Source organism: uncultured Limnohabitans sp., assembly GCF_937889215.1.
Classification (GTDB): Bacteria; Pseudomonadota; Gammaproteobacteria; order Burkholderiales; family Burkholderiaceae_C; genus Limnohabitans_A.
Map to the genome: position 1 here is coordinate 1 of NZ_CALBEX010000108.1, position 15,410 is coordinate 15,410.

The following is a 15,410-nucleotide window of genomic DNA, read 5'->3' on the forward strand; positions in this document are numbered from 1 at the left end:
CCTGACATCGAGGCTTATCTGAGCTTTGTGTTGTCCATGTTCCTGGCCTTTGGCTTGGCTTTTGAAGTGCCCGTGGCTGTGGTGGTGTTGGCGCGCATGGGCATTGTCAGTGTGCAGAAACTCAAGGAATTCCGGGGCTACTTTGTGGTGCTGGCCTTCGTGATCGCCGCCATCGTCACCCCGCCTGATGTGGTTTCACAATTGGCCCTGGCCATCCCGATGTGTTTGCTCTATGAGATGGGCATTTGGGCTGCACAAGTCTTCATCAAGAACACCCAGGCCCCTGAAACATCTGACGATGACAACTGAGCTGATCGATGACTGAACCATGAAAAAAGTGCCGTCTGGCCCTTTTTTCATGGTGTTTCCGAAGCTGGTTTGGCCTTCAAGGCGCTCGCCGTTGAGGTGAGGGTCTTTCTGCAGGCGTCAGGCGCAGGGACATTTGGGCTTTTTCACGCCAGATCAGCACCTCGGCTGCAACGCCCGGCTTGAGGCTGGCGACTTGGTTGAGCAAGTCAGACACGCTGCCCACAGGCTGGCTGCCCACTTGCAAGATCACGTCACCGGGGCGCACCCCCGCTTTGGCGGCGGGGCCGTTTTGCAGCACGCCGGCGATGACCACGCCAGATCGGGTATGAGGGGGGATGGCAGGCGGCATTTGGAAGCTTTCAGCCAATTCGGGAGACAGGTCTTGCGGTTCCACCCCGATCCAGCCTCGGATGACTTTGCCGTTTTGCAGCAAATCTTGCATGACTTGCTTGGCGGTGGAAATGGGGATGGCAAAACCAATGCCCAAACTGCCGCCGGAGCGCGAATAAATGGCGGTGTTGATGCCCATCAGGTGGCCGTTCACATCGACCAGTGCCCCGCCGGAATTGCCAGGGTTGATGGCGGCATCGGTTTGGATGAAGTTCTCAAAGGTGTTGATGCCCAGTTGGCTGCGGCCCAGGGCGCTGACGATGCCCGAGGTCACGGTTTGGCCGACCCCAAAAGGGTTACCAATGGCCAGCACCACATCGCCCACTTGCAGGTCCTGCAACTGGCCCAAGACGATCACCGGCAGCTTGTCCAGTGTGATTTGCAGCAAGGCCAAGTCGGAGTCGGGGTCGGTGCCGATCACTTTGGCCAGGGTTTTGCGGCCATCGCTGAGCACCACCTCGATGTCGTCGGCATCTTCGATGACGTGGTTGTTGGTCAGGATGTGGCCCTCGGGGCTGACGATCACCCCGCTGCCCAAACCAGAGGGGTTTTGCTCTTCTTGTTCGCCGTAAAAAAAGCGAAACCAGGGGTCTTGGCTGTGCGGGTTGTTGCCGGCGCCTTTGCGGGTGTTGATGCTCACCACGGCGGGGGAGGCTTTTTGTGCGGGTGCACTCAAACTGCCTGCTGGGCGGCTGCCGACGTTTCCGGCAGGGGCTTGCAGCAAAGTCATGCCTTGGACCGGCTGTGCAGCGCCTCGCAACCATTCAGGCTGCAAGTTGGCCACCACGAACCAGATGGCGAGCAAGACCGTTACCCATTGCGAAAATAAAAGCCAATAACGTTTCATAGGCTCAGATTGTCCTTGATTCGGGTGGCACACGTGGTTGCGCGTGCTGCATTGCCCCGCTTGGGTTAGACCACAAACGACCGGAACCTGGTCGGCTCATCTGGGCCTGAGACACAATAAAGCGCCTCTACCCCAAAAATGACACCCGAATGACCGATGCCCACACTCTGAACCAAGCCTTCGAGGCTTTGCTCCAGCCTGAAAAATTCCGTGATTACGGCCCCAACGGCCTGCAGGTCGAAGGGGATAGGGAAGTCCGTTTGCTCGTCAGTGGTGTGACGGCCAGCCGCGCCTTGATCGAAGCTGCCATCGGGCTGAAGGCCGATGCGATATTGGTGCACCACGGCTTGTTTTGGCGCGGCCAAGATGGCCGCGTAACGGGCTGGATGCGGGAGCGGCTGCGTTTGCTGCTGACACACGGCATCCATTTGTTTGCCTACCATTTGCCACTGGATGCACATCCTGAGCTCGGCAACAACGCCCAGCTGGCGCGGGTGCTGGGACTGCAAGCCGACGGCCGATTTGGCGAGCAGGACCTGGGTTTTCTGGGGCAGGGCACACAAACCTGGGACCACCCCCAGTCTTTGGCCGATCATGTGTCCGGCGTTCTGGGGCGATCTGTGACTTGCGTTGCTGGTGAGCGAGGCCCGGTGCGGCGCGTCGCTTGGTGTACCGGGGGTGCGCAAGGGTATTTTGAGTCGGCCATTGCGGCCGGTGCGGACGCCTTCATCACCGGCGAAATTTCTGAACCACAAGCCCATTTGGCACGCGAAACCGGGGTGGCGTTTTTGGCATGCGGGCACCATGCCACGGAGCGTTATGGCGCGCCGGCTTTGGGTGCGCATGTTGCAAAAACCTTGGGCATTGCGCACCAGTTCATTGACATCGATAACCCGGCTTGACGGGATGGAGCTGCCCTTATGACCGCTTTGAAAATCGACAGACCGATCGCCATCACGCCCGGTGATCCTTGTGGCATTGGCCCTGAAATCATTGCCCGAGCGTGGCTTGATGCCCCGGACGTGACACAAGGCTGTTTTGTGGCGGGCGATGTGGGCGTAATGCGCCGCGCCATGGCCTTGGTCCAGCCTGGCCCCACTTACCCCGTGTGCGAAATCGACACGCCCGCCCAAGCATTGGCGGTGCCGCCACGGTGTTTGCCTGTGTTGCAGGTGGTGCCTGTGGCCCCCGTGCTGCCGTGGGGGCTGGTCGATGCCCGTGCGGGACGCTTGGCGGGAGAGGCGGTGCTGTGGGCCACTCGAGCCGTGTTGCAGGGCGAAGTGGCAGCGATGGTGACCGCACCTTTGCACAAAGAGGCCTTGCATGCCGCAGGCGCACCTTACGACCAATACCCGGGCCACACCGAGTTGTTGCAAGCCGAAGCGGCCCGCTACGCCGGGGTGTCGGTGGCGCAAATGCCGGTGCGCATGATGCTGGCCAATGACGAGTTGCGCACCGTTTTGGTCAGCATCCATGTGTCTTTGCGAGACGCTTTGCAGACCGTCACCATCGAGGGTGTTTTGCAAACTTTGCGCATCACCGATGCGGCTTTGACAAAAATGCTGGGCCGCAGGCCCCGCATGGCGGTGGCGGGCGTCAACCCGCATGCTGGCGAGGGGGGCTTGTTTGGGCGCGAGGAAATCGAAGTGTTGCAACCTTGCCTGGCTTTGGCTCGACAAGAGGGCCAGAATGTCCATGGGCCTTTTGCGCCCGACACGGTGTTCATGCGCGCCCGAAAACGAGCCAGTGGCGAGCGCGAGTTTGATGTGGTGATTGCCATGTACCACGACCAGGGCTTGATCCCGGTCAAATACCTGGGCGTGGAACAGGGCGTGAACGTGACCTTGGGTTTGCCGCTGATCAGAACCAGCCCAGACCATGGCACCGCCATGGATGTGGCAGGTCAGGGCAGAGCCGATGCGAGCAGCATGGTCAACGCCATTCGGATGGCGCGGCAGATGATGGGCTGAACCGCATGTGACGGTCGGCGCTTCAGGCCTTGTTTTTCAGGCTGTCCCTGATTTCGCGCAGCAGAACAACGTCTTCCGGCGTGATGGGTGCTGGCGCTGGGGCAACTTCGGTGGCTGGCTTGGCCGTGAGGCGATTGATCTGGCGCACCATCAAGAAAATCACGAAGGCCAGAATGGCAAAGTTGATCAATACCGTGATGAAGTTGCCAAAGGCAAAAACTGCGCCCAATTTTTTGGCCTCCACCAGCGAAAGCCCCGCCGCTTGCCCGGCCAAAGGCCAATAGTAATTGGCGAAATCGAGCCCGCCAAAAACCAGGCTGACCAAGGGCATGATCATGTCGCTGACCAAAGAGTCGACGATCTTGCCGAAGGCCGCGCCGATGATCACGCCAACGGCCAGGTCCATGACGTTGCCTTTCAGCGCAAAAGATTTGAATTCTTGTGTAAATGACATCTAAAAACTCCAGTATTGAACAAAAGAGAACGCGATTGTCACCCATGCCGGATAAAGTCTATTGATGTGGGGGTGTCGGTGGCGGGTTTCAAACCGCTACAATCTCGGGTTGACCCTGATAACGACTCGCTAGAGGATTCCCATGAGTGACACCCCAGTCGACAGCAGCAAGCGGACGTGGCTGATTGCCTCCACTTGCGCAGGTGCCGTAGGCGCTGGCTTTGTGGCCACCCCCTTCGTCAGCAGCTTCCAACCATCCGAGAGGGCCAAGGCGGCCGGTGCGGCTGTCGAGGTGGATATTTCCGCCTTGAACCCGGGCGAAAAGCTGACGGTTGAATGGCGCGGCAAGCCCGTGTGGATCATGAAGCGCTCGCCCGAGCAACTCGAATCCCTGGCAAAAATCGAGGGCCAGTTGGCTGACCCCAGCTCCTTGCGGACCGCCTACCCTACCCCTGAATACGCTAAAAACCAGCACCGGTCTATCAAGCCTGAGATCATGGTGGCGGTCGGCATTTGCACCCATTTGGGTTGCTCGCCAGGCGACAAATTCGCCAAAGGCCCTCAGCCTTCCTTACCAGACGATTGGCACGGTGGTTTTTTGTGTGCCTGCCACGGCTCGACCTTCGATCTGGCTGGCCGTGTGTTCAAGAACAAACCCGCACCTGACAACCTTGAAGTGCCTCCGCACATGTACCTGTCCGACACCAAGTTGATCATTGGTGAAGACAAAAAGGCTTGATGGAGAACAACATGGCTCAATTCAAAGAAATTTCTCCTAACGCCCCCGCCGGTGAAAAGCTGCTCAATTGGGTGGACAACCGTTTTCCGGCATCCAAGCTGTACAAGGACCATCTGTCTGAGTACTACGCGTCCAAAAACCTGAACATTTGGTACGTGTTTGGTGCGCTGTCCCTCTTGGTGCTGGTGATCCAGATCGTGACCGGCATCTTTTTGGTGATGCACTACAAGCCAGATGCCGCATTGGCATTTGCCTCCGTCGAATACATCATGCGCGACGTGCCTTGGGGCTGGTTGATCCGTTACATGCACTCGACAGGGGCATCTGCGTTTTTCATTGTGGTCTACCTGCACATGTTCCGGGGTTTGATGTACGGTTCGTACCGCAAGCCGCGTGAGTTGGTCTGGATTTTCGGTTGCGCCATTTTCTTGGTGCTGATGGCCGAAGCCTTTATGGGTTACTTGTTGCCTTGGGGCCAGATGTCCTACTGGGGTGCTCAGGTGATCGTGAACTTGTTCTCGGCCGTGCCTGTCATCGGTCCTGACCTGGCCTTGCTGATCCGAGGTGACTTTGTGGTGGGTGATGCCACCTTGAACCGATTCTTCAGTTTCCACGTCATCGCTGTGCCTTTGGTGTTGCTCGGCTTGGTGGTGGCACACATCATCGCCTTGCATGAAGTGGGTTCTAACAACCCCGACGGTGTCGAGATCAAAGCAGCAGATGCACCCAAAGATGCCCGCGGCAATCCTTTGGATGGCATTCCTTTCCACCCCTACTACACTGTTCATGACATTTTGTCGGTCAGCGTTTTCTTGATGGCGTTCACGGCGATTGTGTTTTTTGCGCCTGAATTCGGTGGGTATTTCCTGGAATACAACAACTTTATTCCGGCCGATCCGCTGACCACGCCTTTGCACATTGCGCCGGTCTGGTACTTCACCCCGTTCTACTCCATGCTGCGTGCCATCACCAGCGAGATGATGTATGTGTTGGTGTTGTGTGTGGTGTTGGCTGCCGTTTTGGCGGTAGCCAAAGCCAAACTGCCGAGTTTCCTCAAGATCGGTGTGATCGGTGCGGCGGTGGTCATTTCGGCCATGCTGCTGGCCATCGATGCCAAATTCTGGGGTGTGGTCGTTATGGGCGGTGCCGTGATCATCTTGTTTTTCTTGCCTTGGCTCGATTACAGCCCGGTCAAGTCGATCCGTTACCGTCCCGACTGGCACAAATACGTTTATGCAGCGTTTGTGTTCATGTTCTTGGTTCTTGGATACTTGGGTGTGAAAGCGCCAGGTGTTTGGGGGCACGTGCTGGGTCAAGACATCGCTGAACGTGTCTCTCAACTTTTCACCCTCGGTTATTTTGAATTCTTCTTATTGATGCCCTGGTGGAGCAAGCTGGGCACGTTCAAGCAAGTGCCTGACCGCGTCACCTTCACGCCTCACTGAGATCACGGAGATTCAAGAACATGAAAAACCTCAAGAAACTCGCGCTCGGCTTTGTGATGGCCTTGGGTATGGTGGCAGGTGCGCACGCCGCTGGTGGCGGTATTGCCTGGGACAAAGCGCCCAAGAAAACCAACGATTTGGCAGCCCTGCAAAACGGTGCCAAGTTGTTTGCTAACTATTGCCTCAACTGCCACTCTGCTGCCTTCATGCGTTACAACCGCCTGACCGATATTGGTTTGACCGAGCAGCAGATCAAGGACAACCTGATGTTTGCGACCGACCGTGTCGGTAACACCATGAAGGTCGCAATTGATCCTGCGCAGGCCAAAGAGTGGTTCGGTAAGAACCCGCCCGATTTGACCCTGATGGCGCGCTCGCGTTCAGGGCCTGGTGGAACTGGTGCCGATTACCTCTACACCTACATGCGAACCTACTACCGGGATGAAGCCAAGCCAACCGGCTGGAACAACTTGGCTTATCCCAACGTGGGCATGCCCAACCCCTTGTGGGAATTGCAAGGTGAGCGTGAGCCCGTTTATGAAGAAAAAGAAGAGCATGGACACACCGTCCAGATCTTCAAAGGCTGGAAGCAGGTCAAGCCTGGCACCATGACCCCTCTCGAATACGACCAAGCGGTCGGTGATCTCGTGGGCTACATGCAGTGGATGGCCGAGCCCGCCCAAAACACCCGTGTGCGCATTGGTGTGTGGGTTCTGATTTTCTTGACATTCTTCACCTTCATTGCCTGGCGTCTGAATGCCGCGTACTGGAAAGACATCAAGTAATTGGTCTTTATGCTCGGCCATGCGTTGGCCGGGTCTTGTGGAGTGGCGGGTCATATCGGCCCCCCACTCTTTTTAATTTTTTTGAGGAACCTTTGCCATGATGGTGCTTTATTCCGGAACCACTTGTCCTTTTTCCCATCGTTGCCGCTTTGTGCTGTTTGAAAAAGGCATGGACTTCGAAATCCGTGACGTTGACCTCTATAACAAGCCCGAAGACATCAATGTCATGAACCCGTATGGCCAAGTGCCCATTCTGGTTGAGCGTGACTTGATCTTGTACGAGTCGAACATCATCAACGAGTACATCGATGAGCGCTTCCCTCATCCCCAGCTGATGCCCGGCGACCCCGTGGACCGTGCGCGCGTGCGTTTGTTTTTGCTCAATTTTGAAAAAGAGCTCTTCGCGCATGTGCTGACTTTGGAAAATCGTGCCCTCAAGGGCAACGACAAGGCCCTGGAAAAAGCCCGCTCGCACATCCGCGACCGCTTGACGCAGTTGGCGCCTGTGTTCCTCAAGAACAAGTTCATGTTGGGTGATAACTTCTCCATGCTGGATGTGGCCATCGCCCCTTTGTTGTGGCGTCTTGACTACTACGGCATCGAGCTGAGCAAGAATGCAGCTCCTTTGCTCAAATATGCCGAGCGAATCTTTTCGCGTCCAGCCTACATCGAAGCGCTGACGCCTTCAGAAAAGGTCATGCGCAAGTAAATCCAGGGAGCCCGTTTGACCATGATCAGCAACACAGAACTGCCCTCGACCAGGCCATACCTGATCCGCGCCCTGTACGACTGGTGCTCCGAAAACGGCTTCACCCCCTATGTGGCCGTCAAGGTAGACAACTCGGTTCAGGTGCCGCGAGAGTACGTACAAGGCGGCGAGATTGTGCTGAACGTCAGCATGGACGCCACCAGTTCGCTCAAACTGGGCAATGACTTCATCGAATTCAAAGCCCGCTTCGGTGGCAAACCCCGCGAGATCATGGTGCCTATTCATCGGGTCATGGCCATTTATGCCCGAGAAAATGGCCAAGGCATGGCGTTCCCGGTCAGTGACGAGGAGACTGCACCTGCCGGTTCAGCGACTTTGTCAGCGGTGGACAAGGCTGCACCTGTGTCTGAAGACGATGGCGCCAAGGATACGTCGCCCAGCCCGAGCAACCCCACACGGCCTGCGCTCAAGCGCATCAAATAAAAAAATCGGCTATCGAGGCCAAGTTGGGCCTTGAGCAAGTTAAAATTCAGCCTGTGCCGCTTTAGCTCAGTTGGTAGAGCACCCGCCTTGTAAGCGGTAGGTCGTCAGTTCGAATCCGACAAGCGGCACCAAAATACCAGCCCCGATCAGCAATGATCGGGGCTTTTTTTTGGCTGTTTTCAGCGAAGACGCTTGACACCCAATGAAGCATCAGCGTTTTTGCACTTTCAGGCGAATGGAGGAGACACCCAATCCCTTGCTGCTCAGGTGGGCTTGCAGTGCCGGCAGCATTTGTCGCAGTTTGGCCGCCACCGCATTCGAGCCCACCAGAAGACACCAGCAGCCTTCTTCAATGGGGCCGGCCTGAACGCTGGCCCGTAATGGCGCGGGAAGCAGGCTTCGGATGGCCAGCAGGCGCTCCGATGAGTCGCGTACACGCCCCATCAACAGCGACAAAGCAGGAGACTCTTGGGCCGCTTGTTGCAGAGGAATGGCTTGGTGGCGTCTGGTCATGGCAGCTGATTATCAGGTACCTGAAAAGCCTTGCGTAAAGGTGAAAAAGCCGGGCGACTCAAGCGGCTAAAATCATTGGGTTGTACAGGCAGCCCGTGGCTGGCCTGTCAGGGTGAGGGGCTGTAGGCATCCAAGCCCGGTTCTCGTGTAACTTTTAACCAGACAGGATAGACGGTCTGTTTTTCAGCCCCGCGCTGAAGGTGGATCTAATAGACATGGCCATCCCATTCCTCACCAAAATTTTCGGCAGCCGCAATGACCGCCTTTTGAAGCAATACCGCAAAACGGTGGAGCGCATCAATGCACTTGAGGCAGGGCTAGAAAGCCTGAGCGACGATGAGTTGAAAGGGAAAACACAGCACTTTCGCGAACGTGCGGCCGCTGGCGAGAGCCTGGATGCCTTGTTGCCCGAGGCGTTTGCCGTGGTACGTGAAGGCTCCAAGCGGGTCATGAAAATGAGGCATTTCGATGTGCAGCTGGCGGGAGGGATTGCCTTGCACAACGGCAAGATTGCCGAGATGCGCACGGGTGAGGGCAAAACCCTGACCTCTACGCTGCCCGCTTACCTCAACGCCATCGCGGGCAAGGGCGTGCATGTGGTGACGGTGAACGATTACCTGGCCAGCCGCGATGCCACATGGATGGGCAAGCTCTACAACTTCCTGGGTTTGACCGTGGGCATCAACTTGTCCCAGCTGGCAAGGGAAGAAAAACAAGCGGCTTACAACGCCGACATCACCTACGGTACGAACAACGAATACGGCTTTGATTACCTGCGCGACAACATGGTCTATGAGTCCCATGACCGCGTTCAGCGCCCTTTGAATTACGCCATCATCGACGAGGTGGATTCGATCCTGATCGACGAAGCCCGCACCCCCTTGATCATCAGTGGGCAGGCCGAAGACCACACGGCGACTTACTTGTCCATGCGCCAGGTTGTTCCGATGCTGACCCGTCAAGAGGGCGAGGCCGATCCGCGCACGGGAGAGGGCATCATCACGCCTGGCGACTTCACACTCGATGAAAAAACGCAACAAATTTTCTTGACCGAACAAGGACACGAAAAAGCCGAAGCCGTGCTGTCACAAATGGGCCTTATCCCCGAAGGGGCGAGCCTGTACGACCCGGCCAACATCACCTTGATGCATCACCTCAACGCCGCCTTGCGAGGGCAGCACCTGTACCACCGCGACCAGCACTATGTGGTGCAGGATGGCGAGATCATCATCGTGGACGAATTCACGGGGCGATTGATGACGGGCCGCCGCTGGAGCGATGGCTTGCACCAGGCGGTGGAAGCCAAAGAAGGTGTGCAGATTCAGGCCGAAAACCAGACCCTGGCCTCCATCACCTTCCAGAACTATTTCCGTCTTTACAACAAGATCGGTGGCATGACCGGGACGGCCGACACCGAGGCGTATGAGTTTCAGGAAATCTACGGCCTGGAGACCGTGGTCGTTCCGCCGCACCGCAAGAGCCAACGCGATGACCAGCTGGACCGCGTGTACAAGACTTCGCACGAACGTTACAACGCAGCCATCACCGACATCCGTGAATGCCATGAGCGCGGCCAGCCCGTACTGGTGGGCACCACATCGATTGAAAACTCCGAGCTGATCGCGCAAATGCTCACACAGGCCAAATTGCCGCACCAGGTGCTCAACGCCAAGCAGCATGCCCGTGAGGCCGACATCGTGGCCCAAGCTGGTCGCCCCGGCATGATCACGATCGCCACCAACATGGCCGGTCGGGGCACCGACATCGTGTTGGGTGGCAACATCGAAAAAGACGTGCAAGCCATCGAAGCCGATGAAAGCTTGTCAGAAGCTGCGCGTCAGGAAAAATTGGCCCAGTTGCGCGAGCAGTGGAAGCTCGTGCACGATCAGGTTACCGCGTTGGGGGGCTTGCGCATCATTGCCACCGAGCGCCATGAGTCACGCCGCATCGACAACCAGCTGCGTGGTCGCTCTGGCCGTCAGGGCGATCCTGGGTCCTCGCGCTTTTATTTGAGCCTGGACGACCCGTTGATGCGTATTTTTGCGGGCGACCGTGTGCGCTCCATCATGGACCGTTTGAAGATGCCTGAAGGCGAAGCCATTGAAGCGGGCATCGTCACGCGCAGCATTGAAAGTGCCCAGCGCAAGGTCGAAGCACGCAACTTTGACATCCGAAAACAATTGCTCGAATACGACGATGTGTCGAATGACCAGCGCAAGGTCATTTACCAGCAGCGCAATGATATTCTGGACGCGCAGGACATGGCCGGCCAGATCACATCGCTGCGCGAGGGTTGCTTCAGCGACTTGGTTCGACAGTATGTGCCGGCCGAATCTGTCGAAGAACAATGGGACCTGACGGGGTTGGAAAAAGTGCTCGCCGAGGAGTGGGCCATGCCGTTGGACTTGCAGAGCAAGGTCCAAGCATCCAGTGCCATCGCGGACGAAGACATTTTGGAGATGGTGGTGGCCGCGGCCAACGCCCATTTCCAGCTCAAGCTTGAACAAGTGAGTTCCGAGAGCTTTGTGTCGTTTGAGCGCATGATCTTGCTGCAAAGCATTGATACACACTGGCGTGAGCACCTGAGCGCACTTGATTATTTGCGCCAAGGCATTCATTTGCGCGGCTATGCCCAAAAGCAACCCAAGCAAGAATACAAGCGCGAAGCTTTCGAGCTGTTCGGCCAGTTGTTGGACGCTGTGAAAAACGATGTCACACGAAGCCTGATGATGGTGCGCATTGAGTCTGGCGACCAAATGCAACAGGCTGCACAGGCGATCGAAGAGCGTGCAGAGCAGATCAGCAACGTGACTTACAGCGCGCCGGATGAAACCGGTCAGCCGCAAACCGTGAGCGCTGACTTGGCCAGTCTGCAGGAAACGTTTGGTGCGGTCGGTCGCAACGAAGCTTGCCCTTGCGGCAGCGGCAAAAAGTTCAAGCACTGTCACGGCAAACTCGCCTGATGGGGCGTCTCGCACAAAACGGGCTTCGGTCCGTTGTGTGCGCAGGCCGTTTTGAGCGCAGATCGTTTTTCTGAAAGTTTTTATGCCTGTGAATTTGCCCCCACTGGACCCCGCTCAACTCGCCCCGATCCCGGGGGTGCGCATCGGCATCGCCCAAGCGGGTGTGCGCAAAGCCAACCGCAAAGACCTCACCGTGTTCTTGCTGGACGAGGGTGCCAGCGTGGCCGGTGTGTTCACCCGTAACCGCTTTTGCGCCGCCCCTGTGCAGGTCTGTCGTGAGCACCTGGCCGCGGGCAGTTCTGTGCGGGCTTTGGTCATCAACACGGGCAACGCCAATGCGGGCACGGGCGCACCGGGCCTGGCCCATGCCCGTCAGACGTGCGAGGCCTTGGCCGCACTGCTGAATTGCACGCCAGCACAAGTGCTGCCGTTTTCGACCGGCGTGATCATGGAGCCGCTGCCCGTGGACCGCATCGTGGCGGGCCTGCCTGCGGCCTTGGCCAACGCGCAGGCCGCCCATTGGGCCACAGCTGCCGAAGGCATCATGACCACCGACACCGTGCCCAAAGCGGCGAGCGTGCAGGTGCAAGTGGGCGGGAGGGCCGTGAGCATCACAGGCATCAGCAAGGGCGCGGGCATGATCCGCCCCAACATGGCCACCATGCTCGGCTTTGTGGCCACCGACGCATGCATCGACTCGGCCTTGTTGCCAGATCTGGCCAAACAGTTGGCCGATGGTTCGTTCAATCGCATCACCATCGATGGCGACACCTCGACCAACGATTCCTTCATGCTGATCGCCACGCACAAGGCTGCGCATACCCCCATCACGTCACTCGACAGCGCCGATGGTCAGGCCTTGGTGCAGGGTCTGATGCAAGTGGCTCGCCAGCTGGCGCACGCCATCGTGCGCGATGGCGAGGGTGCGACCAAGTTCATCACCGTGCAGGTGGAAGGCGGCCGCACGGACGAAGAGTGCCGCCTGGTGGCCTATGCCATTGCGCATTCTCCATTGGTCAAAACAGCTTTTTTTGCCAGCGACCCGAACCTGGGCCGCATTTTGGCGGCCGTGGGTTACGCCGGGATTGAAGACCTGGACCAGGGCCTGATCGAATTGCATCTGGACGATGTGCATGTGGTCTCGCAAGGCGGCCGCCGCGCCGAGTACCGCGAAGAAGACGGTCAGCGCGTCATGAAGGGCAGCGAAATCACCGTGCGTGTAGGCCTAGGCCGAGGCACCGCCAGCGACACCGTGTGGACCTGCGACCTGAGCCACGATTACGTCACCATCAACGCCGATTACCGTTCATGAATACACCTTCCACTACCGCTTTGGACCAACTGCTGGCCAAAGTCAGCCAGCTGGTGGACCGCATCGAATCGGTCTTGCCTCAACCCCTGTCTGCCCCCGACTGGACGCAGGCCATTGCCTGGCGCTACCGCAAGCGATCGTCCGGCCACGGTGTGTTGGATCCGGTGCGCCATGTGGCGGCCATGACGCTCAATGACCTCAAGGAAATTGACGACCAAAAGGAAAAGCTACAGCGCAACACCGAGCAGTTTGTGCGCGGGCGTCCGGCCAACAACGTGCTGCTCACAGGCGCACGCGGCACCGGCAAATCCTCTCTCATCAAGGCGTGTCTGAACACCTATGCGCCGCAAGGCCTGCGCTTGATTGAGGTCGACAAAGAAGACCTGACCGACCTGCCCGACATCATCGAAGTGGTGGCGGGTCGCCCAGAAAAGTTCGTGGTCTATTGCGACGACCTGAGCTTTGAAGATGGCGAGCCGGGCTACAAGGCGCTCAAGTCGATTCTGGATGGCACCGTTGCGGCCTCGACCCCCAATGTGTTGGTGTACGCCACCAGCAACCGCCGCCACCTGCTGCCCGAGTACATGAGCGAGAACCTCACCTACAAACACACCGACGATGGCGAAGTCCATCCCGGTGAAGGCGTGGAAGAGAAAATTTCCCTGTCCGAGCGTTTTGGCTTGTGGATCAGTTTCTATCCCTTCTCGCAAGACGAGTACCTGACCATTGCAGGCCAGTGGCTCAGCGCTCTGGGTGCAACACCCGCACAAATTGAGGCCGCACGCCCTGATGCGCTGCTGTGGGCCTTGGAGCGCGGCTCGCGCAGCGGCCGGGTGGCCTACCAGTTTGCGCGGGACATGATGGGCCGCCAAGCCGACCCCGCATGAGCCACACATGAGTCAGGATCTGTTGGTCGCCGACGGCGAGCGCGCACGAGAAGACCTGAGCCAGGGCCAGGCCGAGCGTGCCGTGGTCGATGTGGCGGTGGGCGTGCTGCTGCAGGCCGACGGCCATTTTTTGCTGACCTCGCGCCCAGAGGGCAAGGTGTATGCAGGCTACTGGGAATTCCCGGGTGGCAAGCTCGAAGTGGGCGAGTCGGTCGAGCAAGCGCTGCGCCGCGAGTTGCAAGAAGAGCTGGGCATCACCATCGGTGCCGTGCAGGTGTGGAAAACCCAGATGGTCGATTACCCACACGCTTTGGTGCGGCTGCACTTTTGCAAAGTGTGGGACTGGCAGGGCGAGCTGCAAATGCGCGAAGCCCAATCGCACGCATGGCAGGTGCTGCCGGTGGCGGTGGGACCCGTGCTGCCAGGCACCATCCCGGTTCTGGATTGGTTGGCCCAGGAGCGTGAATTCACGGGGGTCACTCACGCATCTTGAAAATGTCGCTTCGTGATGTGTGAAGACATGTCGGACCTAAAGGCACCGACCTACTAAAAATGCAATGCGTGTTTTTGTTTGAAGACCACCAGAGCATTCACTTCACTGCAGCCGTGGATCGCCAAAGGGCTCGTCGGGTGGTGTGTCGTCGGGCAGTTTGAATTCTTCACTGGCCCATGCCCCCAAATCGACACCTTTACAACGGGCGCTGCAAAACGGGCGGTATGGGTTGGCGCTGCTGTACAGGCTCAGACCTGCGCAGGCAGGGCAACGCACTTGGCGGGGGGTGAAGTCGGGGGATGACTTTGGCGCGCTCATGCACACAAAGCCATCTCAAAAGGCACATCTTCCTGGATGGACAACAGCTTGCCATCGCTTTGTTGCCGCATCATTCGGATCACCACCAACAGGCGGTTGCAGCTGATTTCAGGGGTGATGCCCAGTGAGGGGTCAATTTTGAGCCGCAGCAGTTGAAAAGTGCGACCCTGAGGCAGATTTTGCTGCAACAGACCGCCCGTGGCCATCACCTTTTGGCTCGAGCCGGTCTCGCGGAGCATTTGCAGCAGCAAGTGAATGGCTTGAGCCAGGGGGGCAAACGCCGCCGACCATTGCTGCAAGTCGGTCTTTCGGCTTTCAGCGCTGTGGTGCTGCCACGCATGATAAGCAGGGAGGTCAAACTCACAAGTACCACCCGGGATCACGACCCGGCTTCGCAGAGACATCAGGAAATCTTGTTCGGTCAGGTTTTGGCCGATCTTGCCATTGACCTGGTTCAGGGCTTCAAAGTGATCGTCCAATTGACCAATCAGGCCATCGAGCGCTTTTTCAGAAATCGCGGGGTTGCCCCGGTACGCTGTGTACAGCTGTTTTTGCCGCTCCAGATCCTTGAGCACTTCGGATTTCAGTTCTGAACGCGTGCCCACCTCCATGATTTCAAACAAGGTGGTGAGGGCGAAATGGTGGTCCAACGCGTGCTCACGCCCGATCAGTTGACCCATGCGGGAAAACAGCAACTGCAGTCGCAAATAGGTGCGAATGCGTTCGTTAAAGGGGTATTCGTACAGTATCACGCGGCATTTTCCAGTGCCCCGATCATAGCCCGAAGTCAGCG

General features: G+C 57.9%; 17 protein-coding genes and 1 tRNA gene. 13 read left to right on the forward strand and 5 right to left on the reverse strand.

The window, feature by feature from the left end:
* The coding region (locus Q0341_RS02785) for a twin-arginine translocase subunit TatC (RefSeq protein ID WP_299510401.1) at positions 1–309 on the forward strand (309 nt) is incomplete at its 5' end.
* 76 nt (positions 310–385) lie between these two features.
* Here Q0341_RS02785 and Q0341_RS02790 read toward each other — a convergent pair.
* Complete coding sequence (locus tag Q0341_RS02790) at positions 386–1,546, reverse strand: trypsin-like peptidase domain-containing protein (protein ID WP_299510402.1); 1,161 nt, start codon at positions 1,544–1,546, stop codon at positions 386–388.
* A gap of 149 nt (positions 1,547–1,695) precedes the next feature.
* Here Q0341_RS02790 and Q0341_RS02795 point away from each other — a divergent pair, with 149 nt between their 5' ends.
* Positions 1,696–2,448 carry a Nif3-like dinuclear metal center hexameric protein gene (locus tag Q0341_RS02795; RefSeq protein WP_299510403.1) on the forward strand — a complete coding sequence of 251 codons (753 nt, stop codon included), beginning with the start codon at positions 1,696–1,698 and terminating at the stop codon, positions 2,446–2,448.
* Positions 2,449–2,466: 18 nt separating this feature from the next.
* Positions 2,467–3,516 (forward strand): 4-hydroxythreonine-4-phosphate dehydrogenase PdxA, encoded by a 1,050-nt coding sequence (pdxA, locus tag Q0341_RS02800; RefSeq protein ID WP_299510404.1) that lies wholly within the window; start codon positions 2,467–2,469, stop codon positions 3,514–3,516.
* A gap of 22 nt (positions 3,517–3,538) precedes the next feature.
* Here pdxA and mscL read toward each other — a convergent pair whose 3' ends face one another.
* Positions 3,539–3,970 (reverse strand): large conductance mechanosensitive channel protein MscL, encoded by a 432-nt coding sequence (gene mscL, locus Q0341_RS02805; RefSeq protein WP_299510405.1) that lies wholly within the window; start codon positions 3,968–3,970, stop codon positions 3,539–3,541.
* Between the two features lie 142 nt (positions 3,971–4,112).
* Here mscL and petA point away from each other — a divergent pair, with 142 nt between their 5' ends.
* From petA to Q0341_RS02835, 6 genes are all read left to right on the forward strand, one after another.
* Positions 4,113–4,709, forward strand: a complete 597-nt coding sequence (petA, locus tag Q0341_RS02810; protein ID WP_299510406.1) for a ubiquinol-cytochrome c reductase iron-sulfur subunit — start codon at positions 4,113–4,115, stop codon at positions 4,707–4,709.
* 11 nt (positions 4,710–4,720) lie between these two features.
* Positions 4,721–6,154: a cytochrome bc complex cytochrome b subunit gene (locus Q0341_RS02815; protein WP_299510407.1), complete on the forward strand. Its 1,434-nt coding sequence runs from the start codon at positions 4,721–4,723 to the stop codon at positions 6,152–6,154.
* Between the two features lie 20 nt (positions 6,155–6,174).
* On the forward strand, positions 6,175–6,939 hold the full coding sequence (locus Q0341_RS02820; RefSeq protein WP_299510408.1) for a cytochrome c1: 765 nt from the start codon (positions 6,175–6,177) through the stop codon (positions 6,937–6,939).
* Positions 6,940–7,036: 97 nt separating this feature from the next.
* Positions 7,037–7,648 carry a glutathione S-transferase N-terminal domain-containing protein gene (locus Q0341_RS02825; RefSeq protein ID WP_019429763.1) on the forward strand — a complete coding sequence of 204 codons (612 nt, stop codon included), beginning with the start codon at positions 7,037–7,039 and terminating at the stop codon, positions 7,646–7,648.
* A 21-nt stretch (positions 7,649–7,669) separates the two neighbouring features.
* Positions 7,670–8,131 carry a ClpXP protease specificity-enhancing factor gene (locus tag Q0341_RS02830; RefSeq protein ID WP_299510410.1) on the forward strand — a complete coding sequence of 154 codons (462 nt, stop codon included), beginning with the start codon at positions 7,670–7,672 and terminating at the stop codon, positions 8,129–8,131.
* Positions 8,132–8,186: 55 nt separating this feature from the next.
* A tRNA-Thr gene (locus Q0341_RS02835) sits at positions 8,187–8,262 on the forward strand.
* A gap of 79 nt (positions 8,263–8,341) precedes the next feature.
* Here Q0341_RS02835 and Q0341_RS02840 read toward each other — a convergent pair.
* A complete protein-coding gene (locus Q0341_RS02840) occupies positions 8,342–8,644 on the reverse strand; it encodes a DciA family protein (RefSeq protein WP_299510411.1) in 303 nt (100 codons plus the stop codon).
* 215 nt (positions 8,645–8,859) lie between these two features.
* On the opposite strand from Q0341_RS02840, the gene secA reads away from it, so the two are divergent.
* The 4 genes from secA (at position 8,860) to Q0341_RS02860 (ending at position 14,299) form a co-directional block, all read left to right on the forward strand.
* Positions 8,860–11,607: a preprotein translocase subunit SecA gene (gene secA, locus Q0341_RS02845; RefSeq protein WP_299510412.1), complete on the forward strand. Its 2,748-nt coding sequence runs from the start codon at positions 8,860–8,862 to the stop codon at positions 11,605–11,607.
* An 82-nt stretch (positions 11,608–11,689) separates the two neighbouring features.
* The gene (gene argJ, locus Q0341_RS02850) at positions 11,690–12,919 is read left to right on the forward strand and encodes a bifunctional glutamate N-acetyltransferase/amino-acid acetyltransferase ArgJ (protein ID WP_299510413.1); all 1,230 of its coding nucleotides are present in this window, start codon (positions 11,690–11,692) and stop codon (positions 12,917–12,919) included.
* Positions 12,916–13,806, forward strand: coding sequence for an ATP-binding protein (locus tag Q0341_RS02855; protein WP_299510414.1), 891 nt, complete (start codon positions 12,916–12,918; stop codon positions 13,804–13,806). Before argJ ends, Q0341_RS02855 begins: the two co-directional genes overlap by 4 nt.
* A 7-nt stretch (positions 13,807–13,813) precedes the next feature.
* Positions 13,814–14,299 (forward strand): NUDIX domain-containing protein, encoded by a 486-nt coding sequence (locus Q0341_RS02860; protein WP_299510415.1) that lies wholly within the window; start codon positions 13,814–13,816, stop codon positions 14,297–14,299.
* Between the two features lie 102 nt (positions 14,300–14,401).
* Here the strand turns inward: Q0341_RS02860 and Q0341_RS02865 are convergent, their stop codons facing one another.
* Both Q0341_RS02865 and zapD read right to left on the reverse strand, forming a co-directional pair.
* Positions 14,402–14,617: a DNA gyrase inhibitor YacG gene (locus Q0341_RS02865; RefSeq protein ID WP_299510417.1), complete on the reverse strand. Its 216-nt coding sequence runs from the start codon at positions 14,615–14,617 to the stop codon at positions 14,402–14,404.
* The gene (zapD, locus tag Q0341_RS02870) at positions 14,614–15,369 is read right to left on the reverse strand and encodes a cell division protein ZapD (RefSeq protein ID WP_299510419.1); all 756 of its coding nucleotides are present in this window, start codon (positions 15,367–15,369) and stop codon (positions 14,614–14,616) included. The genes Q0341_RS02865 and zapD overlap by 4 nt, the downstream gene beginning before the upstream one ends.
* Between the last annotated feature and the right edge of the window lie 41 nt (positions 15,370–15,410).